The sequence below is a fragment of the Campylobacter concisus genome, from assembly GCF_002913765.1.
GTDB lineage: Bacteria > Campylobacterota > Campylobacteria > Campylobacterales > Campylobacteraceae > Campylobacter_A > Campylobacter_A concisus_BB.
This window is the reverse complement of sequence record NZ_PPCH01000020.1, coordinates 1-23,155: the sequence shown is the minus strand read 5'-3', so window position 1 is coordinate 23,155 and position 23,155 is coordinate 1. Positions and strand designations below refer to the sequence as shown.

At 38.3% G+C, this 23,155-nt stretch carries 31 protein-coding genes and 1 pseudogene; 16 read left to right on the top strand and 16 right to left on the bottom strand.

Annotated features, from left to right (window positions below):
- Window positions 1–238: pseudogene (locus CYO89_RS05695) on the top strand (methyl-accepting chemotaxis protein); the annotation flags it as partial.
- 563 nt (window positions 239–801) lie between these two features.
- Here CYO89_RS05695 and modD read toward each other — a convergent pair.
- The 10 genes from modD to CYO89_RS05645 form a co-directional block, all read right to left on the bottom strand.
- A complete protein-coding gene (gene modD / locus CYO89_RS05690) occupies window positions 802–1,635 on the bottom strand; it encodes a ModD protein (RefSeq protein ID WP_103597484.1) in 834 nt (277 codons plus the stop codon).
- Between the two features lies 1 nt (window position 1,636).
- Window positions 1,637–1,894 (bottom strand): hypothetical protein, encoded by a 258-nt coding sequence (locus CYO89_RS05685; protein ID WP_009293953.1) that lies wholly within the window; start codon window positions 1,892–1,894, stop codon window positions 1,637–1,639.
- Window positions 1,895–1,904: 10 nt separating this feature from the next.
- A complete protein-coding gene (locus CYO89_RS05680; RefSeq protein WP_034901006.1) occupies window positions 1,905–3,368 on the bottom strand; it encodes an alanine/glycine:cation symporter family protein in 1,464 nt (487 codons plus the stop codon).
- A gap of 14 nt (window positions 3,369–3,382) precedes the next feature.
- Window positions 3,383–5,473 carry a heavy metal translocating P-type ATPase gene (locus tag CYO89_RS05675; protein ID WP_429799137.1) on the bottom strand — a complete coding sequence of 697 codons (2,091 nt, stop codon included), beginning with the start codon at window positions 5,471–5,473 and terminating at the stop codon, window positions 3,383–3,385.
- Complete coding sequence (locus CYO89_RS05670) at window positions 5,442–5,762, bottom strand: YtxH domain-containing protein (RefSeq protein WP_180996462.1); 321 nt, start codon at window positions 5,760–5,762, stop codon at window positions 5,442–5,444. Before CYO89_RS05670 ends, CYO89_RS05675 begins: the two co-directional genes overlap by 32 nt.
- Window positions 5,762–6,076, bottom strand: a complete 315-nt coding sequence (locus tag CYO89_RS05665) for a hypothetical protein (RefSeq protein ID WP_012001863.1) — start codon at window positions 6,074–6,076, stop codon at window positions 5,762–5,764. Before CYO89_RS05665 ends, CYO89_RS05670 begins: the two co-directional genes overlap by 1 nt.
- A 9-nt stretch (window positions 6,077–6,085) precedes the next feature.
- Window positions 6,086–6,397, bottom strand: a complete 312-nt coding sequence (locus CYO89_RS05660) for a hypothetical protein (RefSeq protein WP_035142523.1) — start codon at window positions 6,395–6,397, stop codon at window positions 6,086–6,088.
- 31 nt (window positions 6,398–6,428) lie between these two features.
- Window positions 6,429–7,079, bottom strand: coding sequence for a ferritin-like domain-containing protein (locus CYO89_RS05655; protein WP_103597481.1), 651 nt, complete (start codon window positions 7,077–7,079; stop codon window positions 6,429–6,431).
- Entirely contained in the window at window positions 7,072–7,395 is a 324-nt protein-coding gene (locus tag CYO89_RS05650; protein ID WP_002942231.1) for an HMA2 domain-containing protein, read from the bottom strand. Before CYO89_RS05650 ends, CYO89_RS05655 begins: the two co-directional genes overlap by 8 nt.
- A 102-nt stretch (window positions 7,396–7,497) precedes the next feature.
- The gene (locus CYO89_RS05645) at window positions 7,498–7,944 is read right to left on the bottom strand and encodes a Fur family transcriptional regulator (protein ID WP_103597479.1); all 447 of its coding nucleotides are present in this window, start codon (window positions 7,942–7,944) and stop codon (window positions 7,498–7,500) included.
- Window positions 7,945–8,094: 150 nt separating this feature from the next.
- Here CYO89_RS05645 and CYO89_RS05640 point away from each other — a divergent pair, with 150 nt between their 5' ends.
- Window positions 8,095–8,304 (top strand): hypothetical protein, encoded by a 210-nt coding sequence (locus CYO89_RS05640; RefSeq protein ID WP_002942234.1) that lies wholly within the window; start codon window positions 8,095–8,097, stop codon window positions 8,302–8,304.
- A 108-nt stretch (window positions 8,305–8,412) separates the two neighbouring features.
- Here the strand turns inward: CYO89_RS05640 and CYO89_RS05635 are convergent, their stop codons facing one another.
- Window positions 8,413–9,078 (bottom strand): lipid-binding SYLF domain-containing protein, encoded by a 666-nt coding sequence (locus CYO89_RS05635; protein WP_103597477.1) that lies wholly within the window; start codon window positions 9,076–9,078, stop codon window positions 8,413–8,415.
- A 117-nt stretch (window positions 9,079–9,195) separates the two neighbouring features.
- Here CYO89_RS05635 and CYO89_RS05630 point away from each other — a divergent pair, with 117 nt between their 5' ends.
- On the top strand, window positions 9,196–9,804 hold the full coding sequence (locus CYO89_RS05630) for a trimeric intracellular cation channel family protein (RefSeq protein ID WP_021088495.1): 609 nt from the start codon (window positions 9,196–9,198) through the stop codon (window positions 9,802–9,804).
- On the top strand, window positions 9,801–10,787 hold the full coding sequence (locus CYO89_RS05625; RefSeq protein WP_103574641.1) for an SAM-dependent methyltransferase: 987 nt from the start codon (window positions 9,801–9,803) through the stop codon (window positions 10,785–10,787). The genes CYO89_RS05630 and CYO89_RS05625 overlap by 4 nt, the downstream gene beginning before the upstream one ends.
- On the opposite strand, the gene ybaK is transcribed toward CYO89_RS05625, so the two are convergent.
- Complete coding sequence (ybaK, locus tag CYO89_RS05620; RefSeq protein WP_103574640.1) at window positions 10,776–11,258, bottom strand: Cys-tRNA(Pro) deacylase; 483 nt, start codon at window positions 11,256–11,258, stop codon at window positions 10,776–10,778. The two genes, CYO89_RS05625 and ybaK, sit on opposite strands and share 12 nt — an antisense overlap.
- Window positions 11,259–11,316: 58 nt before the next feature.
- Here ybaK and fliL point away from each other — a divergent pair, with 58 nt between their 5' ends.
- From fliL to CYO89_RS05580, 7 genes are all read left to right on the top strand, one after another.
- The gene (gene fliL / locus CYO89_RS05615) at window positions 11,317–11,853 is read left to right on the top strand and encodes a flagellar basal body-associated protein FliL (protein ID WP_103574639.1); all 537 of its coding nucleotides are present in this window, start codon (window positions 11,317–11,319) and stop codon (window positions 11,851–11,853) included.
- Window positions 11,850–12,194, top strand: coding sequence for a holo-ACP synthase (gene acpS / locus CYO89_RS05610; protein ID WP_103574638.1), 345 nt, complete (start codon window positions 11,850–11,852; stop codon window positions 12,192–12,194). The genes fliL and acpS overlap by 4 nt, the downstream gene beginning before the upstream one ends.
- Window positions 12,195–12,369: 175 nt before the next feature.
- Window positions 12,370–12,771 (top strand): hypothetical protein, encoded by a 402-nt coding sequence (locus CYO89_RS05605; RefSeq protein WP_141090725.1) that lies wholly within the window; start codon window positions 12,370–12,372, stop codon window positions 12,769–12,771.
- 122 nt (window positions 12,772–12,893) lie between these two features.
- The gene (locus CYO89_RS05600; protein WP_103597473.1) at window positions 12,894–13,241 is read left to right on the top strand and encodes a DUF6984 family protein; all 348 of its coding nucleotides are present in this window, start codon (window positions 12,894–12,896) and stop codon (window positions 13,239–13,241) included.
- A 226-nt stretch (window positions 13,242–13,467) separates the two neighbouring features.
- A complete protein-coding gene (locus tag CYO89_RS05595) occupies window positions 13,468–13,779 on the top strand; it encodes a polymorphic toxin type 30 domain-containing protein (RefSeq protein WP_141090724.1) in 312 nt (103 codons plus the stop codon).
- Window position 13,780: 1 nt separating this feature from the next.
- Window positions 13,781–14,164 carry a hypothetical protein gene (locus tag CYO89_RS05590; protein WP_141090723.1) on the top strand — a complete coding sequence of 128 codons (384 nt, stop codon included), beginning with the start codon at window positions 13,781–13,783 and terminating at the stop codon, window positions 14,162–14,164.
- A gap of 433 nt (window positions 14,165–14,597) precedes the next feature.
- Window positions 14,598–14,888 carry a colicin immunity domain-containing protein gene (locus CYO89_RS05580; RefSeq protein WP_181001892.1) on the top strand — a complete coding sequence of 97 codons (291 nt, stop codon included), beginning with the start codon at window positions 14,598–14,600 and terminating at the stop codon, window positions 14,886–14,888.
- Between the two features lie 211 nt (window positions 14,889–15,099).
- On the opposite strand, the gene radA is transcribed toward CYO89_RS05580, so the two are convergent.
- The 4 genes from radA to CYO89_RS05560 are packed head-to-tail and all read right to left on the bottom strand — an operon-like array spanning window position 15,100 to window position 18,271.
- Window positions 15,100–16,440 (bottom strand): DNA repair protein RadA, encoded by a 1,341-nt coding sequence (gene radA / locus CYO89_RS05575; RefSeq protein WP_103597466.1) that lies wholly within the window; start codon window positions 16,438–16,440, stop codon window positions 15,100–15,102.
- On the bottom strand, window positions 16,415–16,777 hold the full coding sequence (locus CYO89_RS05570) for a VanZ family protein (RefSeq protein WP_103597464.1): 363 nt from the start codon (window positions 16,775–16,777) through the stop codon (window positions 16,415–16,417). The genes radA and CYO89_RS05570 overlap by 26 nt, the downstream gene beginning before the upstream one ends.
- Window positions 16,770–17,636 carry a signal recognition particle-docking protein FtsY gene (gene ftsY, locus CYO89_RS05565; RefSeq protein ID WP_103597462.1) on the bottom strand — a complete coding sequence of 289 codons (867 nt, stop codon included), beginning with the start codon at window positions 17,634–17,636 and terminating at the stop codon, window positions 16,770–16,772. The genes CYO89_RS05570 and ftsY overlap by 8 nt, the downstream gene beginning before the upstream one ends.
- Window positions 17,636–18,271: a TlpA family protein disulfide reductase gene (locus CYO89_RS05560; protein ID WP_103597461.1), complete on the bottom strand. Its 636-nt coding sequence runs from the start codon at window positions 18,269–18,271 to the stop codon at window positions 17,636–17,638. The genes ftsY and CYO89_RS05560 overlap by 1 nt, the downstream gene beginning before the upstream one ends.
- A 49-nt stretch (window positions 18,272–18,320) precedes the next feature.
- Between CYO89_RS05560 and CYO89_RS05555 the strand changes: the two genes are divergently transcribed.
- Genes CYO89_RS05555 through CYO89_RS05535 form a run of 5 tightly spaced genes read left to right on the top strand, consistent with a single transcriptional unit; the run spans window position 18,321 to window position 22,948 of the window.
- Window positions 18,321–18,965: a 5-formyltetrahydrofolate cyclo-ligase gene (locus CYO89_RS05555; RefSeq protein WP_103597459.1), complete on the top strand. Its 645-nt coding sequence runs from the start codon at window positions 18,321–18,323 to the stop codon at window positions 18,963–18,965.
- Window positions 18,886–20,439 (top strand): ribonuclease Y, encoded by a 1,554-nt coding sequence (rny, locus tag CYO89_RS05550; protein WP_034901872.1) that lies wholly within the window; start codon window positions 18,886–18,888, stop codon window positions 20,437–20,439. The genes CYO89_RS05555 and rny overlap by 80 nt, the downstream gene beginning before the upstream one ends.
- 9 nt (window positions 20,440–20,448) lie before the next feature.
- The gene (locus CYO89_RS05545; protein WP_103597457.1) at window positions 20,449–21,045 is read left to right on the top strand and encodes a lipid-binding SYLF domain-containing protein; all 597 of its coding nucleotides are present in this window, start codon (window positions 20,449–20,451) and stop codon (window positions 21,043–21,045) included.
- Complete coding sequence (locus CYO89_RS05540) at window positions 21,045–21,611, top strand: DedA family protein (protein ID WP_181001891.1); 567 nt, start codon at window positions 21,045–21,047, stop codon at window positions 21,609–21,611. The genes CYO89_RS05545 and CYO89_RS05540 overlap by 1 nt, the downstream gene beginning before the upstream one ends.
- A complete protein-coding gene (locus CYO89_RS05535) occupies window positions 21,608–22,948 on the top strand; it encodes a DUF945 family protein (protein ID WP_103597454.1) in 1,341 nt (446 codons plus the stop codon). Before CYO89_RS05540 ends, CYO89_RS05535 begins: the two co-directional genes overlap by 4 nt.
- The last annotated feature ends 207 nt before the right edge of the window (window positions 22,949–23,155 follow it).

Sequence of the window (23,155 nt, the reverse complement as noted above, 5' to 3'; positions counted from 1 at the left end):
AAAATCACTTGGTGAGATAGAAGCAAATACAAATGTATTAGCTCAATCAATAAACGAGATGAGTGAATCAATCAAAGAGCAAAGTGAAGGTATCAATATGATAAATCAATCAGTTGCTCAAATAGATCACCTAACAAAAGAAAATGTAGTAATTGCAAACCAAGCAAACGAAGTCACATCAGAAGTAGATGAGATGGCTAAAGCCATAGTTGAAGAGGTTAGGAAGAAGAGGTTTTAGTTTCTTAATAAACAAACTTAAATTTGTTTAATGCAAAATCACTCAATAAACCCCAACCTAGTTTAAGCTGGGTTGGGGATTGATCTTTTAAATTTAATCATTTATATATCTGTTTTAAATTCTAGACTTCAAATTTAATCTTGGTCTTTTATATTTTTCTACTCTTGCTTGTAATGTTTTACAAATTTTAAAATTTATGAACGAGCACATCACGCTTCTAAATTTAGTGGCGAATGGCTATGAGCCCTAAATTTAGTAAGTTGCTAAGGCGAGTGAGTAAAGTTTTAAAATTTGCAAAAAAAGCTTTATTAAATTTATAAACTCTTTTATCCAAAAGGGGGACAAAGGGACTTGAATTACGAAGCCGTCCCCTTATCCCCCTTTTTAAATCCCCCAAACCCCTCGCACGTTAGAGGTGCATGCAATTGTGCTTTGCACTGCATGCGAATTAAAACTCTAGCAAGTTTAAATTTAGGATATGGTGTGTTTGCTCATAAATTTTAAAATTTTAGAGATATTTATTATTTTATATATAAATTATATGTATTTTTATTTGTAAAATTTTACAAAATTTCAAGTCTTGCGCTGATGTCAGCAACGCCTTTTGAGTACATTGCAGAAGTGACTATCGCATCGGCATTTGCATAATCTTTTACATTTGACAAATTTACGCCGCCAGCTGCTAGTATCATAGTATTTGGTGAAATTTCATCTCTTAAGGCTAGCACGTTTTTGATAAGCTCTGGGCTAAATTTATCACACTGCACGACGTCGCATTTTGCCTTTAAAAGCTTGCTTGCCTCATCTAAATTTTCAGCCTCGACGCAGATCTTTCGCTCGACCATTTTGGCTTTAAATTCTGGCAAATGTGAGATAAATTCATCAAAGCTAGCGTAGGCTTTTATGTGGTTTTTAAAGAAAAGAACGCTGTCACTAAGTCCAAGTCTGTGCATACCGCCACCGCCTTCAAGCACGGCTTTTACGCAAAATTTCTTTGCAAATGGGAAGCTCTTTCTGGTTGCTAAGACTTCGCATTTTTCATTGACGCTTTTTACAGCTTTTGACATTTTGTTTGTGTAGGTTGCGATGGCGCTAGCATATTCTAGTGCGACTTGGGCCAGTTTCCAAGCCTTATGCACATCTTCGTAGCTACCATAAATTTTTATGATCACATCGCCAGCCTTGCAAATTTGAGAGTTTTTGACAAAAATTTCGCTCTCGCAGCCAAGTAGCCTTGCTATGCTTGCTGCCACATCTACGCAGCTAACGCAAATTTCATCACGCGAGTAAATTTCAAGCGAGGCTTTTTTGTCGATATCTTGAAGCGACGTAGTGAGGTCAAAGTAGGGTAGGTCCTCGTTTATGTAGTCTAAAATTTCAGCGTCGCTTAGTCTCATTTTATGCCTTTTTTGAAGCGGTTTTTGCTTTTACGATCATCTTTTTAAAGATGCCGTTGTCGTAAAGTCCAGCGTGGTAAAGCGCAAAGCATGTAAATGCGATGCCAGAAGCTACGTGGAATTTCTTAACAGATCTATTTTTCATAAAAAGTGCGCTTAGGCAAACAGATGCCAAAGTGACGCTCATGCCGACCTTTGCTACTTGTCTGTGGGTGTTTAGATCTAGCAGTTTGCCGCTTATCTTTATATCTTTTCCCAAATTTTCTCCTTTAGTTTTTGCCCCAGCAGCTTGTGTTTTTGATGCCTAGACTCTCTGGGTCAAATTCTGGATTTTTACCAGCTTTTCTTTGAGCTTCGTAGTCTCTTATCGCTATTATCACCACTTTTGATAGTAAGAAAATAGCGATGATATTTATCGTAGCCATAGCGGCCATCGTGATATCAGCGATATTCCAAGCGAGTTTTAAGTTCATCTGAGCGCCTATAAATATCATAATCACTGCAGTAATCTTAAATGCTAGAGTTAAATTTTTGCTTTTTGTTAGAAATTTCATATTTGCCTGTGCGTAGTAGTAGTTGCCGATGAGCGATGTGATGGCAAATAGCACTACTGCAAGGGTCGTAAAGTGTAGTCCAAAGTCGCCAAAATACTCTTTCATCGCTGCTTGAACAAGAGGCAGGGCGGTTAGCACTTCGCCACTTACGCCAGTTTGTTTTGTAAGATATGCCTGAGAAAAAAGCACGATCATACCAGAGGCGACGCATATCGTCATATCGATAAAGACAGCCATTGCTTGCACTAGACCTTGTTTGACTGGGTGGCTTGTGTGCGCCGCAGCCGCTGCATTTGGCGCTGAGCCCATGCCAGCCTCGTTTGAGAAAAGTCCTCTTTTTATGCCTATTACGATTACACTTCCAGCAAATCCGCCAAAGATCGCTTTAAAATCAAAGGCACTTTCTATGATCATCTTGATAACGGCTGGAATTTCTTTGAAATTTAAAACGATCGCTATGATAGCTAGCAAGATGTAAGTAAGCGCCATGAAAGGCACGATATATGAGCTAACTTTACCGATGATGTGGCTCTTGCTAAAAAACATCACAGCTGTAAATGCTGTAAGGATAAGTCCGATGCCAATAGGCAAGCCGCTTTGTGCAAAGGTGATGTTGCTGCCTGCTTTGTCGTAGTAAATTTCAAAAGCAGAGGTCATGGTGTAGCTTTGAAGTCCATTAAAACCATAAGCATAGGTTATGATGAGGATGATGGCAAACAAAGAGCCAAGCCACTTTATGCCAAGTCCGTTTTTTATGTAATAAGCCGGTCCGCCTTTAAAGCCAAAGACATCTTTGGTTTTATAAATTTGAGCCAAAGTGCTCTCGATAAAGGCTGAAGCTGAGCCTAAAAATGCCATCAAACACATCCAAAAAAGTGCTCCTGGACCACCTGCGACGATGGCAGCTGAAATTCCAGCGATGTTGCCGATGCCAACGCGCGAAGCAGTCGAGATCATCAGCGCTTGAAACGGCGTTAGATGGTGCTTGTTATACTTATCCTTTTTCTCTACCAGAACTCTGCAAGCTTCAAAGAACATCCTAAACTGCACAAAACGGGTAAGGTAGCTAAAGTAAATTCCAGAAGCTACAAGGATGATAACCAAAAAATATCCATATAAAAAGTCGTTGGCTACATCCATTTTGCCGTTTAAAAAGTTTAAGAAATTCTCAAACACCATCTATCCTTTCAAATTTATTTTGACTTGATCTTCACGCCCTTCATTGAGTTGAGCAGAAGCCAGATCGTCGTGCCATTGTGAAGCATGGCAGTTGCTATTGGATTTAGCATGCCAAGCGTTGCGGCACTTAGTATGGCTGTATTTACGCCAACGGTTGAGCGGAAATTTGAGCTAATTAACTTCATAGTTTTATTAGCAAGCTCTTTTGCAAGCGCCACGCTCATGATGTCATCTTTTAAAAGGCTTATATCAGCTGTTGCTTTAGCGATATCAGCACCTTTGTGCATGCTGATGCCAACATTTGCTTTTGTTAAGCTTGGCGCGTCATTTATACCATCACCTACAAAAGCGACCTTTTTGCCTTCACTCTTTAGCTCTTCGATGATCGCTGCTTTGTCCGTTGGCAAGCACTCAGCATAGACCCTATCAAGTCCCAGCTCGCGCGCTACCTCTTCAGCCTTGCTCTTTATGTCGCCACTTAGCATAACTATCTCTTTTACGCCAAGATTTCGTAGTTTTGCCACCATATCTTTAGCGTTTGCTCTCATATCATCTTTCATTGCTATGACGCCAACAAGCTCTTTGTCGTATCCTACATAAAGCAGGGTTAGACCGCTTTGTAAAGCCTTATTTATAAGCGTTTCGTGAGCTTTAAAGCTTATCATCTCATCATCTTCTAAGAAGTGCCTACTACCGATAACGACCTCTTTGCCGTGCATCGCAGTTTTTACGCCGTGAGCCACGATAAATTCAACCTCGTCGTGGTGAATGTGGCTAAATCCACGCTTGTTTGCAGCCTCAACTATCGCTTCAGCTACTGGGTGGAAGTAGTGCTCCTCGGCACTTGCGGTTAAATTTAAGATATCAGCCTCTGAAAAGCCATCTTTAAAAGAGTAAATTTCAACCACACTTAGGCGTCCGTGAGTTAGAGTGCCGGTTTTGTCAAAGACAAATGTATCAACCGAGCTTAGAGCCTCGATCGCCTTTGCGCCTTTTATGAGGATGCCGTTTCTGCCAGCTTTTGAGATGCTTGACTTAAACGCAACTGGGGTAGCAAGCTTGAGCGCGCAAGAGTAGTCAGCTTGAAGCACGCTTGCAACGCTGTTCATATTTTTATTTATAACATACGAAAGCCCAGCAAGAGAGAGTGTGACTGGTACTAGTTTGTCAGCTAGTTTTAGAGCTTTTACGCCGATGGCTGATTTTTCATTAAGTGAAGTTTGGATGTACTCTTTGATCCTTGCGGTTGCGGTGTCGCTACCTACGTTTTCAGCCCAAATTTTGATCCTGCCTTCATCGACAACAGTGCCACTTATGACGCGGTCGCCTCTAGCTTTTGCCACGGGTTCTGCTTCTCCAGTCATTGAGACTTGATTGACGTCAGCATTACCCTCGACGATGTAGCCATCAACGCCTATCGTCTCGCCAGCTCCGACTACTACGATGTCGCCTTTTTTTAAATTTTCGGTTTTTACCTTTTCAAGCGTCTTTTCGCCGTTTAAATTTCGCTCGACCCAGACCTCTTCGATGTTTGGTTTGGCTAGCTCTTTGATGAGATCATCACTTCTGTGGCTAGCACTTTCTTCCATATATTCGCCGATATTTATCATCAAATTTGTGCTATTTGCAGCCAAATGATCACCCATTGCAAGGCTTGTGCCAATAGCAGTTGCCTCGAGCACTTTTGAGGTGATACCCTCGTGCCTTAGCTCTTTTGCGCCTTCTATTAAATTTGGAGCTGTGGCATAAAGAGTCACGGCTGATTTTAGAGTTTTGTTACTCATAAATGGCGTTACGCCAAGTGCGGCAGCAGCTTTGTAAATATTTGCTTTGCTAGGCAGGCTCTCATCTTTTGGCTTGGTTGGAAAATCATAGCTCTTTATAAAATCTAAAATTTTCTCATAGCTCTTATCAAACTCGACGACGATGCTTTTTGCGTATTTATTTACACGCACGCTTCTTGCATCGGTTCGCTCTGAGATCGCAGCCTCGATAGCGCTGACATCGCTTCTGGCATTTAGGCTCTCGCAAATAAACCTCGCTCTGTTTTTGCTCTTATGAGCTAGAGTGACCTTATTTTTGTGAGTCAAGTTCAGCTTTGACATCTTCAAAACGCTCTTTTAGTTCTTCTATGCCAGCGTTTATTAGCTCGCCACCTTTGATGATCGCTTTAAATACGCACTCTTGTGCTTTTGGATTAGTTAGCACATAAGCTGCTATGCCGCCTAAAAGTAGGCCTTTTACAAAGCCAGCTGCGTTAAAATTTTCAGGTACAAATGGTAAATTTTGAGCTGCATTGTTTATTGCATTATCAACTGCACTTGGCTGAGTTGCTGCTGTGTTATTTGCTGCTACTTCGTTTGCGTTTTCTTCATTGATATAAGGGTTATTCATTATTTACTCTCCAATTTTATTAGTTCTTCAGCTATCAAAAGACCGCCTATGCCAGCTGCCGTAAAAGCTGCTGCGTTTAGATATTTTTTTTGTGCTATCAAATTTGAAGCGTGAATGCCAACAGCACCTACAAAACCGCCAGTTACTGCGTATTTTACTATCTTCTTAGCGACATCTTTTTTAGTTGCTCTGTTGTTTAGATAGTCGTTAAAGCCAAGTGCAGCCGCACCCATGCCAGCGATTAAGGCTCCGCTGATGAAGTGATCAAACGGAAGCCTTGTATTTGAAAGCGTAAAAAGATTATTTTCTTGCATTCTCTATCCTTAAGCTATATCGTTTGGTGTGATAGCTTTTGGAGCTGCTGGCTTTTTAGCGCGTGGTTTTCTTGTTTTTTTAACCACTTTTTCAGCCTCTTTTTCTACTTTTTTAACGCCACGTTTTGCTTTTTTCTCTTCTTTTACCATGAAGTCTTTTGCATCTTTTGCGACATTTTTGCCTTTTTTATAAAGATCTTTTGCAGCCTCTTTGCCTTTATCTAGGCCGTCTTTTGCGCACTCTTTGATCTTATCTCTTTTACTCCAAGCAACTACTGCTAAACCGCCTACTGCTAAACCTGCTAAAAATGGTAATGCCATTTTAAATCCTTTCTTTGTTTGATTTTGTAAATTATTCATCTTCTCCATCCTTATTTAAATTTTTGCTAACTACTGAAATGCCCAATGCCCCAAGCGCAAGCCCGCTAAAAAACGAGAAATTTGGGTTGTTTGTGATCTTTGCCAACTCGCTTTTATCAGCCTTGCCACTTGCGATATTTTGCAAGCTTTTAGTTATTTCATTAAAGTCATTTTGATAGCTTTCTAAAATGTTTGTTATGCTATTTTGCTCAAAATTTTGTGAAATTTCATTTAAATTTAGCTCATTTTTTGCCCCAGCTCCGCTATAAATTTCTTTTAAGCAGTGCTTTAAAGAGGCGATATATTCATTATTTGAAGTAGCCCAAAGTCTAAAAAATAGATCTTTTAGCTCCTCATCATCTAAGCTTTCACAAAATTTTTCATACATTTTGTTTAGCTCATTTTCATAGTTTAGTGCCTCTATCAGCGCATCTTCTTTATTTTTTGCTGGCAAAAAGATGGCTTCATTTTCGCAAACAAGCTCATACTCATGCGCACTTGCAAATTTCTCTATCAAAATGGTAGCATTTTTTCTCACGCTTGCGATTTGATCAAATACTTCGCCAAATGAAGCTAGACTTTCATATAGCCTAAGTGCGTTTTTTTCGCTCGTATAAGAGGCGTTTAAAAGCTCATTAAGCATATTTTACTTCTCTTGCTACTTCATTTACTTTAGCTGAAATTTCTTCTAAATTTTGCCCTTTTAAGAGATCCTCCCAGAGATTTTTAGGGAAAATTTCATGATCGTATTCGATCGTTACAGAGCCGATTATCTTATTAAATTTAACATTTTTTATGCCATTTATCTGAGCTATCATGTCATCTAAACTGGCTAAATTTACGCTACTGCTTAGCTCTTTTATCTTTGGGCTAACTCTTACTCTTAGTCTGCCATTTGTGTGGGCTATCATCGAAAAATAGCTTGCAACTTGTGCTAAAGTTTGTGTTTTTATATCCATTTTCATCCTTTTATTTTGTCTGCGTATTATCTAATCTGTAACTTAAACAAATCTGAAATTTTTTTGTCTTTCATTATCAAAAAACAAAATGAAATGATAAATTTAAATCCCATTTTTTGCTTGACAATCACTGCAAATTCCATAAAGTATCATCTTGTGAGACTCAGCATTAAACGATCTTTGGCTACAAATTTGATCTTGTCTTTGCTCTATCATCTCATCTTCAAAATCAACCACTTTGCCACAAATTTCACAGATCAGATGATCGTGAGAGGACTTTAAATTTAACTCGTAATTTTTAACACCATTTTGCTCAAAACTATTTGCCAAATGGTGCTCTTCAAGAAAATTTAAAAAGGTATATATAGAAGTCATTGAAATTTCATTTTTGTAAGTTTCATAAATTTTTTGACAAATTTCTTGAGCATTTAGATGTGACTTGCTTGCAAAAAGCACACGCAAAATTTGCTCTTTTATCTCAGAGCCTTTTTGATTAAAAGCTTTTAAAAACTCGTTAAAATGCTTGTAAAATAGTTCAAAGTCTTCCACAAAATCCCTATCAAATTGATAATGAATGTAAAGATTTTACAACTTTTCTACTAAAAAATGCATAAAATTTATTACAAATTCTAAGTAAAGTATTTTATAAGCTTCTTTTGGTATAGTTTCGCATTTTTTAAATCAGAATTAAGGAACGAAATGACTTACGACGAGCTAGAATTAGACGCCGTTTTGTTAGAGGTTTTGGAAAATAGAGGCAGCTTTGACTCGATGGATGACGAAGAGCTTTACGAGCTTATCGAGCAAGTCGCGCAATATACAGACGGCGACTACGAAGAGGCGTTTGAATATATGACTCAATTTTCTCCAATCCCTAAAAAACGCTTTGTATCACTATTTATGGTTTAGCAAAAGGCTAAGCCATAATCTTTCTAAATTTATAAACTAAATTTCTAAAATCTTTAAAATATAAAAAAGAGAGCTTGACTCTTCTAAAAGAGCCAAGGCATGAGGTTATTATAAGAAGTATTTTGAGATTATCTCTTTAAATTTGATTGTGTATTTGCTAGCTTTTGGGCTGTTGTTGTAGATATCTTCAAAGTCATACATTCTCTCATAGTAGTCGTTTGTATCTTGTGCGTTTATCTTAAGTCTTGCCACATCTAAGCTAACGCCCACAAAAGCTCCACTAGTCTTGCCACGCTCCTCGACAAATGCTGAAATTTCAGGCAAATCGCTAGTGATCGCTACTTCGTTACCAACGCCGCCAGTTGCCTCTGCTTTTAGGCTGATCGTATCTTTTGCGTTAAATAAGCTTGCGTAGGCTTCTGAATTTTTAAACAAGATGATCATATCAGCCGAGCTATATCCTAGCTGAAGTCCGATGCTGCCAGATGTGTAATTTACAAAAAACGGGCTTGACCACTCGCCATCGTCGTTTTTAGCGATAAATACGCCTTTACCTTTTGAGCCAGTGATGATCGCGCCTGCTTTTGTCACATCTGGGATGATAGCGATGGCTTTGATGCCTGTAAATTTAGTATTTGGTTTTAAATTTCTAGTGCCAAAAGCGTTTAAAATGTTTATCGCGTTTTTTAATTTTTGATTTTGGATCACGTCAGCGTTTAAATTTAACGCAAAAAATGAGCCGATCAAAAAGAGCAAAGTTAGAATTTTTTTCATCAAATTTCCTTATTTAAAATTTTTGTTATTATAGCCTAAAATAAACTATTATTTAAAAATTTATTAATGAAATTTTATGAGATTTCATTATAAAATGCCCATTTTTAAGGAAAAAATATGAGCTTAATACTTTTTGTGGAGTACGTCGGTATCGCATCAGCTGCGCTTAGTGGCTTTTTGTTTGCAGTAAAAAGAGAGTGTGACTGGCTGGGCGTCTTTTTGTCTGCATTTTTGACCGCACTTGGAGGCGGTATCGTGCGTGATATGCTCGTTGGCAGAGCGGTTTATTCATTTACTCACTACATGCCAGTAAGCGTCGTCATCTTTATGCTTGTCGCATCTAGGATCACAAATTTGCATATAAAAAGAGATGGTTTGGAGAAGAAATTTGTCTTTATCTTTGCCGATGCGATCGACGTTATCTGCTTTTCTATCGTCGGTGCGATGGTTGCCATCGAGTATAGCTACAACATCTTTGGCGTCATGATGATCGCTTTTTTTAACGGCGTTGGTGGCGGTATCTTAAGAGATATCTTGCTAAATGAAGTCCCATGGTTTTTACGCACCGGACTTTACGGCACGATAAGCCTTGGCGTGGGGCTTGCTTACTTTATCCTATATCATCTAGGCCTTACCAACATATTTTTTACCATGCTTTTGCTAGCTGCTGGCATAACGGTCAGGATGTTTGCATTTTATAGAGGCTGGAAGCTGCCTGATCTATGAAATTTAGCGAGTTTTTTGATATCTGGGTCAATGAAAACTACTATAAATTTGGCGTGAATATCGGCAAAAAGGGCGACTTTTACACAAATGTAAGCGTTGGCTACCTCTTTGGCGCCTGCCTTGCAAACTACTTTATAAAGCTACTTAAAAATGGCGAAATTTCTAGCTCTTGTAAGGTCGTGGAGATCGGCGCAAACTCAGGCGATATGCTGGCTGATTTCGCGCAGGGCATCTTTACGCTTGAGCCAGAAATTTTGCCAAATTTAGAGTTTATCATCATAGAACCTCATGAAATTTTACGCAAAAAACAGCTTGAAACCTTTAAAAATCGCTTTGATAATGAGATAAAAATAAAACACTATAAAAATTTAGGTGAGTGCTTGTTTGATGAAATTTTTGTCATCTCAAATGAGCTGCTTGACGCATTTGGCTGCGAGGTGATAGACGCAGATAATATGCTTTTTGTGGATAGTGACTTAAAATTTCACTGGCAAAAGGCAGATCAAAATTTGCTAGCCCTTGCAAAGAAATTTGGCATAAAAAAGGGCGAAATTTCAACCAGCTACGCTAAATTTGCGCTTCAGCTTGCAAATGCGGCTAAAAAGGTGAGATTTTTAAGCTTTGACTACGGCGAGTTTGAACCAAAAAATGAGTTTAGCCTAAGAGTTTTTAAAGATCATCAAGTTTTTTCTTTGTTTGAAATTTCAAACCTCGCGCCATATTTTAAAAGCTCTGATCTAACTTATAGCCTTTGTTTTAAGCAGGTAAAAGAGGCTTTCTCTCTGGCTGGCTTTTTGATGCTTAAATTTAAAAAACAAAATGATGCTTTGGTTAATGATCTTGGCGTGGATGAAATTTTATCTTTGGTGCTTGAAAAAGGCAGCAAGCAAGCCTATGAAAATGTCACCAAACAGGCGAAATTTCTACTCTCGCCTGAGTTTTTAGGTGAGAAGTTTAAATTTATAGAGTTTTTAAAGAGCTAGCCTAGCGATATCAGCGTAATCCGCCTCACAAGCCTTCAAAAGGTCATTTGGTGCTATCTTTATCTGCTTGCCTCTTACTCCAGCGCTTACTAGCACGTACTCTTGCTCTTTTGCTCGCTCATCGATGAATGTGGCAAATTGCTTTTTCATAGCAAGTGGCGAGCAGCCGCCTCTGATGTAGCCAGTGATCTTTTCTAGGTCTTTTAAGTTTATAAGCTCGCAGCGCTTGGCCCCGCACGCATGAGCAAGTGCTTTTAGATCAAGCTCCAGATCGCCTTGCAAGCAGGCAACGACAAAATTTTTAGGCTCGCACTGGCAGACGATCGTTTTGTAAATTTGCTTTATATCTTGCTTGGTGCTAGCTGCGACGTGAACGGCTGAAAGGTCGTTTAGATCGACTTCGTATTCAAGTATCTCGTAGTCTATTTTTAGCTTGTCTAAAAGCCTAGCGGCGTTGGTTTTATGTATCATCTTTTCTCATTTTTGCGAATTTTTTGTATAATTATAGCCAAAACTTAAAGGAGGAAAGATGGCTGAAGAAGTTGAAGAGAAAAAAGCAAAAAAGGGTGGCAATGGCGCTTTGATGATAATCATTATCGCGATATTTGTTTTATTGCTAGTTATCGGAGGGCTAGTGGCGTTTTTGATGCTTAGTTCTGATGAGCCAAAAGATGCAAATATGGCGCAAACACCAGCTCAGACTCAAACTCAACCAGCACCCGCTCAAAACAAAGCAAAACGCGGTGGAAACGACTATTCGAACATGGGACCTATATATCCGCTTGATCAGTTTGTCGTAAATTTACTTAGTGAAAATGGCTCGAGATTTCTTAAAACTAAGATCGATTTAGAGCAAAGCGACGAGCTACTAACTGCCGAGCTTGATAAGAAAAAGGCACTTTTAAGAGATATCATCATAAGAACGCTCTCTTCTAAAACTTACGAAGAAGTAAGCACTGCAAAGGGCAAAGATAGGCTAAAAGACGAGATCGTCGGCAAGCTAAATGAAGTGCTAAATGATGGCTACATCAAAAACATATTTTTTACTGATTTCGTGGTGCAATGATAGGCATCGATATCGTTAAAATAGATAGAATTTCAAGACTGAAGGCTCGTCACGGCGAGCTTTTTTTAAAGAGATTTTTAAGTGATGATGAGATTGAGCTAGCAAAAAATGATGCGACTTTGGCTGGATTTTGGGCAGCCAAAGAAGCAGCTAGTAAGGCCCTTGGCGTGGGCATCAGCAAAGAGTGTGGCTTTTTAGACATTATGCTCAGCAAAGACGCAAGAAACGCACCAAAGATAAAATTTAGCCCAAGAATTTATACAAATTTTAATATCAAAGAAGCAAGCCTTAGTATAACTCACGACGGCGGATTTGCCGTAGCTGCAGTGATGATAGTGTGAAATTTGTCTGTTTTAAGAATAATCTATTTTTGTATACTTGAACCGCTAAATATTAGGTTTTATGATAAAAATGGCAATATAATAAAAGCTACAAACCGTCGGCATCTTTTGAAAGTCATATAGAATTGGAAAATTTTGACTTAAATATACTTAATAAGATTATAGAACAATGAATATGGCAGATTTAAATATTGAGAAAAAATTTTTACCATGGATTTATTATTGGATAAAAGAAGCTTCTGATATAAAACAACAAAAAATGCATTGGCTAAATGAGAACAATATTGATGGCGGAGTGTCGTCTTATGTTGAATTGGTGTGCTCGCTTTTTGATGATTTAAAATTTGATGACTTTGTAGAAAATACGGCATTCACTTTAGGTTTTTCGGATGAACTTATAAATTTATTGCGTGATTTTAGAGATGAACTAAGAAATTATATTGCAGAAGATGATAATGATGATGAAGCGATTATTAAAGACCCAAATTGGCAGATCGTCGTTAAAAAAGCACAAAATGTCATAGTTGCTTGGAATAAATATAAGCAAGTGTCTAAAAATAACCAAAATTTGCAATAAAATCTTTAATATTTTTAGGAAATGATAAAATTGGAAATACTTGGAGCGTGAAACCCTTAGATGCTAGAGAAGAAGATGACACATATAATATTGGTACCATTATTGTTAAATAGGGCTGAATAATGAAAGAGATTTGTGTATATAATAAAAAATTACGAGTTAGACATATAACTATGCAAATTAGGCAAATGGTGGAAATTTTAATTAAAAATTCACAAAGTGATAATAAAGATTATAAATTTTCAGATGAAATTTTTTATTTTGATGATGGTAAAATGGGAAGTTTTGGCTTTGTTTATGAAAGCAATGAGTATATTGGTGGCGGTAAGCATATTTCGGACGTAGAGTTTTATGATGCTGATGGAACACTTTGTGTGGCCACTATGTTTGCATACGATAATAATTTTGTTGATAGTGTTGATATTTGGAAAGTTGATTTTTTCACCACTTATAAAGATACCAACAAATGATAATGAGTTTTTTATACCAAATGAAAAGTTAAAAATAACTACCAAGTAAAAGATTTGGTTATTTAATATTATATAAAAGAAGGTTTAAATCCAAGAAGATGGTGTTGATAGAAATATTTATCAGCATGTATAAATTTGAAAATGATATGAGCTAGACAATATTATAAAAGGTGAAAAACAAATAAACCGTCTATACATGCCCCGATAAAACAATAAATTTTTAAATTTGGTTGGAGATTTTACAAAGCTAGAGGGAGCAACAGTAGATGAAATTATTTCAAGAGTTCCAAAAGATTGGACAATGTTGGTTCAAAAAAAAGGGAATGGTATAAGATTTATTGATGAGGCTGGTATTGAAAGAATTAGAATTCATGGACCTGATCCAAAAGCCCCAATTGGAACAAATTCAAATTCTGGTTGGATATTAAGAATACAAGATAAAAATAAAAATTACTTAGATAATTTTAGAAATATTGGTGGCTATAAGGCTAATGAAACATACATACCAATTTATGGAAATTCTATTTTGGAGAAATAAAATGCTAGCAGAAAAGGGATATTTTTTATTAAATTTATGCAGAATAGCTTCTTTATGGCATCAAGATAAGTATTTGGTTGATCCATATACGGATAAATATGAAACAGTAGAAGACCTGGTGCAAGATATATATAACGCTTGCGAATATGCGTTATATCCTAGAAATAAAATATATTTTTCAAAGCGAGAGATAGAAATCATAAGTCACTTCAAATCATTTATGGATAAGAATTTTGGAATAGATTTTTGGAATGAAATAGAAAAAATAGATAATAAAACTTTAGTTTATTCAAACAAAACTTGGATAAAAACAAGAGAATTTGCCGGTGCAATCATAAAAAGATTTGGTTTTAGTATAGAAAATTTTAATTATGAAAACTTTTAACCAGTTTTACAATAAATCTTTGAAGATGATCTAAATTTTAGAGAGAAAGAGAAGAGATATTATTTTGCGTTCAGAAATTATGTAGTTGAGTTTGCTGGTTTTATTGATTTTAAAATTTATAAAAGCGAATTTAGAAAAATCTTTAACGACTATCAAGATCTAAGTATCAAAGCTACCGGAGTAGATACGCAAGCAGACGGCTACGTAGTTTGTCCACATTGCTACAACGCAGAGCAGGTAAGTGCAGAGCTAGGCGTCATAAAGTGTGAAAAATGCCACCAAGAGTATAACAACCCACTTGCTAAAAATTGTCCAAGTGGGATATCGGTGCTTGATGAGTAAATATAAATTTCATCATATATCAAGTAGTCACATTATATGGTTTGGTTTTTATTTTATGGTATTAAAATGATTTTTATTGGTCGGTATAATGATGTTATTAGATGCAATAAATAGGAGTAGTTTTGTGGTTTATAATAATTTTTTGACTTTATTGAAAGATTTTGCCAATGATAAAATAGATGCGAGCACTTATCAAACTGAATTCTTTAAGTTATTGCAAAAAGATGACGGTTTTTTTAATAAATATTATGACGTTATGCAGAGTTTATTTTATGATGTGGAAGAATATTGCCCAATTAAAGAACTAAGAAATACTGATGAAATTGATGAGATTACATTAAAAAATAGCACAATAAATGCACTAGATCAAATAACACTATAAGCTCAAAAACATCTTTTTGAGCGCTTTATTCTAAGTGACTGCAAAATCGATAAGCAATAGCTCTAAGCTGGGATAAAGTGGTAAATTTCTCGTGAGTTCTTTTTGATATTCGCTAAAAAATCTTTTATCTTTTGATACAAAAGTATAAATTATCTCTTTATGGTTTTGTAGATCATCGTCATTTTGCGCAAAAAGCATACCGAAACTATCTCTACATCCACTCAAGCACTTGCGTGATATCTTTGGCGTAAAAGCACTTTAGACCTTGTGCGTCAAGCGGTTTATTTGGGATGATGGCGTTTTTAAATTTCTGCGTTTTTGCCTCCTTTAGTCGCTGATCGAGATTGAAAATCTCTCTTATCTCGCCATTTAGACTTAGCTCACCGATGAAGACGCTGTCCTTGCTGATGGGGCGGTTTTTGAAGCTGCTGATTATCGCTGCGATGACGGCTAGATCGGCAGCGGTCTCGCTTATCTTAACGCCACCTGAAACATTTATAAAGACGTCGTAGTGCCCAAGTGGAATTTCAAGCTTTCGCTCAAGAAGTGCGAGTAGCATATCTAGGCGGTTTTTCTCAAAGCCAGTCGAGCTTCGTTTTGGATAGGCACTTTCGCAAACAAGCGCCTGAATTTCGATGCTAAGCGCCCTTGAGCCTTCCATTATGATAGTGATCGCGCTGCCACTCATCGCCCCGCCGCGTGTGAAAAATTTGCTTGAGACCTCATTTGCGCTCACGAGCCCTTGCTGGCTCATCTCAAATATACCAACCTCGCTTGTCGAGCCAAAGCGGTTTTTAAACCCACGCAAAATTCTCAGCTCTCTGCTCGCGTCGCCCTCGAAATAAAGCACCACATCGACCATGTGCTCAAGCACTCTAGGGCCTGCGATCGAACCCTCTTTGGTTATGTGTCCGATGATGAAAACGCAGATATTTTGGCTCTTTGCAAGCCTCATTAGCTCAAATGTGATCTCGCGAACCTGCGTGATCGAGCCTGGCGCGGAGGTTATGTTTTGGCTATAAAGCGTTTGTATGGAGTCAATGACTAGCACCTTGTAGTCGCTCTTTTGCACTTCTAGTAGGATATCTTCTAGGCAAATTTCAGTTAGCAGGTATAAATTTTTATCCACAGCATTTAGCCTATCAGCTCTCATTTTTATCTGGCTTTGGCTCTCTTCGCCGCTTACATAGAGCGTTTTTTTGCCGTCCTTTGCTAAATTTGAGCCGATTTTTAGAAGCAGGGTTGATTTGCCGATGCCTGGGCTGCCGCCTATAAGTACAAGCGAACCCTCGACCACGCCGCCACCAAGAACAAGGTCTAGCTCGCTATCTTTGGTGCTAAATCTCGTGAAATTTTGAATTTCAACTTCGTCGATGCTTATGGCTTTGCTAGGTGCGCTAGCGATTTTTGCTATCTCTTTACTTATCTTTATCTCTTGCTGGCTAAGCTCGACAAAGCTATCCCAAGCCCCACATTGTGGGCACTTACCCAGCCACTTTGCCTGTTGATTACCGCAGGCTTGACACTCAAAAACTGGCTTTGCTTTTGCCATAATATATCCTTTTTAAAATTTCAACTACTATCACTCCAAAGACCGCTCCGATCATGTCAGCTACGATGTCAAGCAGGCTAAAGCTCCTGTTTGGCAAAAATGCCTGAACGAGCTCTATTTGCACGCCAAAGGCTAAAAGTATGGCTAAATTTTTTAAAATTACAAACTCATAGCCAAGGTAGAGCAGTATATAAAGGACGAAAAAAGCTAAAAAATGGTTTGCTTTGTCCCACGAATTTTCGATGATCGCAGGACTTTTTGAAGTAAATGCAAGAATATCAATCGCCAAAAGAGCAGCGAAAAAGCAAATTTTACTAAGAAATTTTACCCTACTCAAAAATGGCGTCCATCAGCTCGTCTAAAAACTCGTCTGGGTTAAATTTGATGATATCATCCATGCTCTCGCCAACGCCTATATAAAATATAGGTAGCTCAAGCTCCCTTGCCACGCCAAATAGCGCTCCGCCCTTTGCAGTACCGTCAAGCTTTGTGATGATGACGCCATCAAGCGAGACGATATCGTTAAATGCCTTTGCCTGCGCGACGCCAGCGTTGCCCTGCGTGCCATCAAGGATAAGGATCTTGCGGTGAGGCGCCTTTTCGTAGGCTTTTTTGCTGATACGAACGATCTTGTCAAGCTCGTTTGCTAAATTTGTCTGGTTTTGAAGCCTGCCAGCCGTGTCTAAGATGACGCGGTCGATGCCTTTTGCAAGAGCCGAGCTGATCGTGTCGTAGGCAACAGCTGAAGGATCATGTCCTTGCTGGGTGGCGACTATTGGCACATTTAGTCTGATTGACCATTGGCGAAGCTGCTCGATCGCCCCAGCTCTAAATGTATCACAAGCGCCCAAAATGACGCTTTTGCCGTTGTTTTTATATAAATTTGCTAGCTTTGCGATGGTTGTTGTCTTGCCAGCGCCATTTACGCCAAGGATGAGATCGACAAATGGCTTATCAGGCTCGATCACACGCTCCTTTTCGTAAATAAAATAGCTACTCATAACGCGTCTAAGATCAGCTCTGCTCACTTCATCTTGTGGCGGCAGATAGTATAAAATCTCCTCCACGATCTCGTAAGCCACGTCAGCTTCTAGTAAAATTTCTTCTAAGCTCTCTTTGTCGATCTTTTTTGACTTTTTAGCCGAGCTTATCGCTCCAAAGGTCTTTTCAAAGCCTCTTTTTAAAAACTCAAGCATTATTTTATGGCCCTATTTATGTCAGTTTCGAGCATCTCTTCAGGCACAAGACCGATGTAGCCTTGAGCGTAGTCGCCATTTGCTTTAAAAAGTGCAGATGCAGGGAGTCCTTTGATGCCGCCCATCGCCTTTTCAAATAAGAAATTTCCCTCGCCAACTGCGATATCGTATTTGATCTTATATTTTTGAGCAAATTCTTTAACCTCGTCCTCGCTCTTGTCTTCAAGCAAGATAGCAACGATGTTTAGCTCGTTTTTAAATTTCTCACTTAGGTTGTTTAAAGATGGGATCTCAGCCTTGCAAGGTGGGCACCAAGTAGCGAAAAATACGTAAAGTGTCGCTTTTTTGCCATCTTTTACGTCAAAGCCATTGCTTCTTTTTGTGATCTGCATAGTTGTGCCGTTAAGTAGTTTTAGGCTTATATCTTTTACTTCGTCACTTTGTGCGTTCTCGCTTATCTTTGGTGTGAGCGTATCTTTGCTTAAATTTTCATCTTTGCTGGCATTTTCTTCTAAATTTTTACTTTGCACAGCTGGCTCGCTACTGTTTTGCTCGCTCTTTTGGCTTTTGTCGTCGCCGCATCCGAAAAATGCAAAAAGACAAAGTGATGTTATAATTGCGCGTTTTAGTGTCATAAATTTCCTTTTGAAAAATGTTTCAGGATTATACAAGAAAGAGCATAAAATGAGCGTTAATTTAGAAAAAAACGAATTTAGAAAAAATGCAAGGGCAAATTTGATAAAGCTTGCTAAATTTAGAGCAAAATGCACGCATTATAAGGCGGTAAAAACACTTTTAAATTTGATAAATTACACAAATTCTAAAAAGGTACTCTTTTACTTGCCGCTTAACTACGAAGTCGATGTGCTTAAAATAAGACGAAATTTATCACATAAATGTGAAATTTTTGCCCCTTTTATGGTAGGTCTTAGCTTAGAGATGGTAAGATTGCGACTGCCATTTATAACTTATAAATTTAATGTCAGACAGCCATCTGGCAAAAAAATGAATAATGTTAAACTCGATATGGCGGTAGTTCCAGCGATTGGGGTTGATGGAGCTATGGCAAGAATAGGGCACGGAAAAGGATTTTACGATAGATTTTTTGACACTTTGCCCGTTAAGCCAAAACTGATAGTTTTCTTAGAGGTAAAAGACTTCTACACCAAAGATGTGCTCTCGCAGGTGCACGATGCGGTAGCAGACTTTTATATAACCCCAAGTAAAAATTATATAAAAAGAGGAATAAATGATAGAGGTTTTAATAGGCTTAGGAGCCGGTGTGGTGGGCGTTGGAGCAGGGTATCTCTACGCCAAAAAGATAAATGATGCAAACTACAACATATTTTTAGAGCAGGCAAAAGCAAAGGCAAAAGCCATCGAGTATGAAGCTGAGCTAACGCTTAAAAACTCTAAAATTTCAGTGCAAGAGGCTGAATTTGAGGCTAAAAAAAGATACGACGACAAGACGACAAAGCTTCAAAAAGAGTATGCAAGTAAATTTGATGAGCTGACCAAAAAAGAGAAAATTTTGCTAAATGAGCAAGAACTCTTAAATGAGAGCAAAGAGCTTTTTGAAAAAGACAAGCAAGATGCAAAGGTCACTTACGAAGAGGGTTTAAATTTAAAAGCAACTTATCAAAACAAAGTAGAAGAGGCGATAAGAGTGCTTGAGCACGCTGCTGGCTTAACGGAGGAAGAGGCAAAAGAGGTCGTGCTTAAAAAGGTCGAAGAAAAGTCACGCGCCGACATCGCTCACATCGTTAGAAAGTACGAAGAAGAGGCAAAAAGAGAGGCTAAAAAGAGGGTTAATTACATCTTGGCGCAGGCTACGTCAAGATTTGCCGGAGAATTTGCGGCTGAACGTCTGATAAATGTCGTAAATATCAAAAACGATGAGCTAAAAGGCAGGATCATCGGCAAAGAGGGACGTAACATCAAAACCCTTGAAATGGTGCTTGGCGTTGATATCATCATCGATGATACCCCGCATGCTATCATCTTAAGCAGCTTTAACCTTTACAGGCGTGCGATCGCTACAAGAGTGATCGAGCTTTTGGTGGAGGATGGCAGAATTCAGCCAGCGAGGATAGAGGATCTTCACAAAAAAGTGACTGAAGAATTTGAGCAAAGCATACAAGAAGAGGGCGAAAACATCGTCATGGACCTTGGTCTAAATAAAATTCATCCAGAGATAGTAAAACTAATAGGCAAGCTTAAATTTAGAGCAAGCTATGGTCAAAATGCCCTTGCTCACAGCCTCGAAGTAGCTCACCTCGCTGGCATCATCGCAGCTGAGTGCGGTGGGGATGAGAAGCTAGCAAAAAGAGCTGGCATACTTCACGACATCGGCAAAGCGCTAACTCACGAGTATGAGGGCAGCCACGTCGATCTTGGAGCTGAAATTTGCAAACGCTATAAAGAGCATCCAGTCGTCATCAACGCGATCTATGCTCACCACGGACACGAAGAGGCTACAAGTATCGAAAGTGCAGCTGTTTGCGCAGCTGACGCACTAAGCGCAGCTCGTCCAGGAGCAAGACGCGAGGTGCTTGAGAGCTTCTTAAAACGTGTCGAAGAGATCGAAAACATTGCAAAAAGCAAAGAGGGCATCAAACAAGCTTATGCGATCAACGCCGGTCGTGAGATCCGTGTCATCGCAAATGCTAAGCTTATAAACGACGATGAGGCAGTGCTTGTGGCAAAAGAGATAGCTCAAGAGATCGAGAGCAAAGTGCAGTATCCTGGTGAGATAAAAGTAAGTGTCATCAGAGAGACTCGCGCTGTTGATTTTGCGAAATAACGGCAAGATATGAAATTTCTTTTATCATTAATAATATTTTTCTCGCTTGGCTTTGCCAGCGAGGAGCTCGTGCTAGACTCAGCAAATTCGTTTATAACGACGATGAGAGGTGCTAGAAACGCCCCCATAAAAGAGCTCATCGAGCAGTCAAAAGCGACGATCATCTTTCCAAGTGTAAAAAAGGTCGGTTTTGTGGTCGGTGGCATGGGCGGAGATGGTATCATGGTCGTTGGCAACATCAACTCGCCAAGTGAAATTTTGCCAGTTAGTATAAGTGGCGGCAGCATCGGCATACAGCTTGGCTATGAAGATAGCTCGCTTGTGCTATTTATATTTAAAGATAGCATCATCTACGACATAAAAGACGCCAAGATCACGCTTGATACGAAGCTTTCAGTAGCTTTTGGCGATATCGGGCGCAATTATAATAAAGTAAGCGACTTTAAATTTTCAAGCGACATCTATGCCTACGCTGCAAATGATGGATTTTTCGCAGGAGCTAGCTTTGGCGGAGCAGTGATAAGCGCAAAGGATGAAATTTTAAAACAAAGTGGCTACGCATACGAGCAACTAATATCTTCAGCTTCTAAGCTTTTGGGGCAATGATGCAAGATATAATAAACTCAATCTCAACTTACGGCTACGTCGTGCTATTTTTTTACAGCCTTGGTGGTGGTATGGTTGCGCTTATCGCCGCTGGGATATTAAGCTTTGCTGGTAAGATGGACATCACTCTTAGCGTAATCGTCGCTGCCGTAGCAAACACGATCGGCGATACTTTGATCTTTTACGTCGCAAGGTTTAATAAAAGCTCACTTATGCCTTATGTAAAAAATCACAAAAGAAAGCTTGCCTATGCTGGAATTTTGGCAAAAAAGCATGGCGATAAGATAATATTTATCAAAAAATTTATCTACGGCGTCAAAACTTTGGTGCCTATCGCACTTGGGCTTACAAAATACTCTTTTTATAAATTTAGTGTTATAAATTTGATCTCTTCAGTGCTTTGGGCGGTGATCGTAGGTCTTGCAAGCTATAAAGCAGGGGATTATTTTATGAGTGTGAGCAATTATCTTGGCGAGCATGGCTATATCATGCCACTTGCCATGGTAGGCTTGTTATTAGGTATTTGGTTATTTTTACAACACATTACAAAAAGGAGAAAAGCATGAAAAAGGTGATATCTGCTCTAATCGTAGTTATCGTGATCGTTGTAGGCGCTGTTTATTTCGCCTCAAACAAGGTCGAGGAGAACTATCAAAGGATAGTTGATAGACTAAATGATGTGAATGGCTTTAAAGTTTCAGAAAATAGCTATCAAAAAGGCTTTTTTGGCTCAAAAGGATCGTTTGATCTTATCGTTTCAAAGGATCTTTTGAAAAATTTGGCTGGCAAAGATGTAGATGAGGATCTAAATTTCAAGGTAGAAAATGAGATTTCTCACTCAGTGCTTGCATTTGTAAATGGCTTTGATATCGACTCAAAAATTTCTATACAAAATGAGGCGATAAAAAATATCGTAGCTTCATTTCTTGGATCAAACGTCGTCGCAACGGCTAAAACAAAGGCTAGCGTAAGTGGCGATAAAGATGTAAATGTTAAATTTAGCGATATCGACTTTAGTGACAAGCAAACCATGAACGTTCATACAAAGGATGTGAAATTTGGCTTGAAACTGGACGCAAAAGATAATGTAAATAGCGCAAACTTGGGTCTTGAGAAAGTTTCATTAAAAGATCTTAATGAAGAAAATAAAGCAGAAGTTAATCTTGAAGGCGTCGATATAGATACAAGCTACACTGTGCCAGTTGAAATTTCAAAGATATTTGAGAGCAAACTAGCTCCTTACGTAGCAAAGGCTAAGATCAAAAAACTGGCATTATTAGATGAAAAAGATGGTAATGTTGCTTTAGACGATCTTGAGTATAGCTCGAAATTTGAAGTCTCAAATGATCTTGGTAGCTCAAATGACGTGGTGAAGATAGGTGCAGTTGCTGTTAATAAAGTGAAATTTACAGATTTTATCTTAGATAGCAAAATAGCAAATATCAACGTGCCAACTATAAATAATATACTTGATAGACTAAGTAATGTAAATGTTGATACAAATGAGAGTATCTTTGCTGGGTTAAATTTGGACGAAGTAATGGGTCAAATTTTAGAGAAAAATCCAAGTGTGAAAGTGGATACATTAAGCTTTAAAAATGGCAATAATGCGATAAATTTAAAATTAGATGCTGCTATCAATGGCTTTAAAAGCGGAGAAAGTCAGCTTGCGATCTTTGATAAGCTATCACTTAATGGCGAGCTAAGTGTGGATGAGACTTTGGCTAAATTTTTTGATACGCTCTTCCCTGAGATGACTCTTATCGAGCCAACGCTTATATCTGCTGGATATTTAAAAGAAGATGGCAAAAAAGTAGTAAGTAAATTTAAGTACGATCCAAATAAAAAAGATATCATTTTCAATGAAAAGGTTGGACTTCAAAATTTCTTTATGGGCTTTTAAAAAATAGCCTGATTTTTATCTACTTTTAAGCATCACTTCTATATACTTCACTTTCTGTTTTGCAGAACGCAGAGCAGAAAGTTCTTTTAACTTACAATTGTTAAACTATTAGTCAATCTTTGAAATCTAAACAAGTGATCGATTGAGCCAGTCTATTATGATTAAATAATAGATTAGACAAACTAATATAAAAACTAAAAGTTTTTT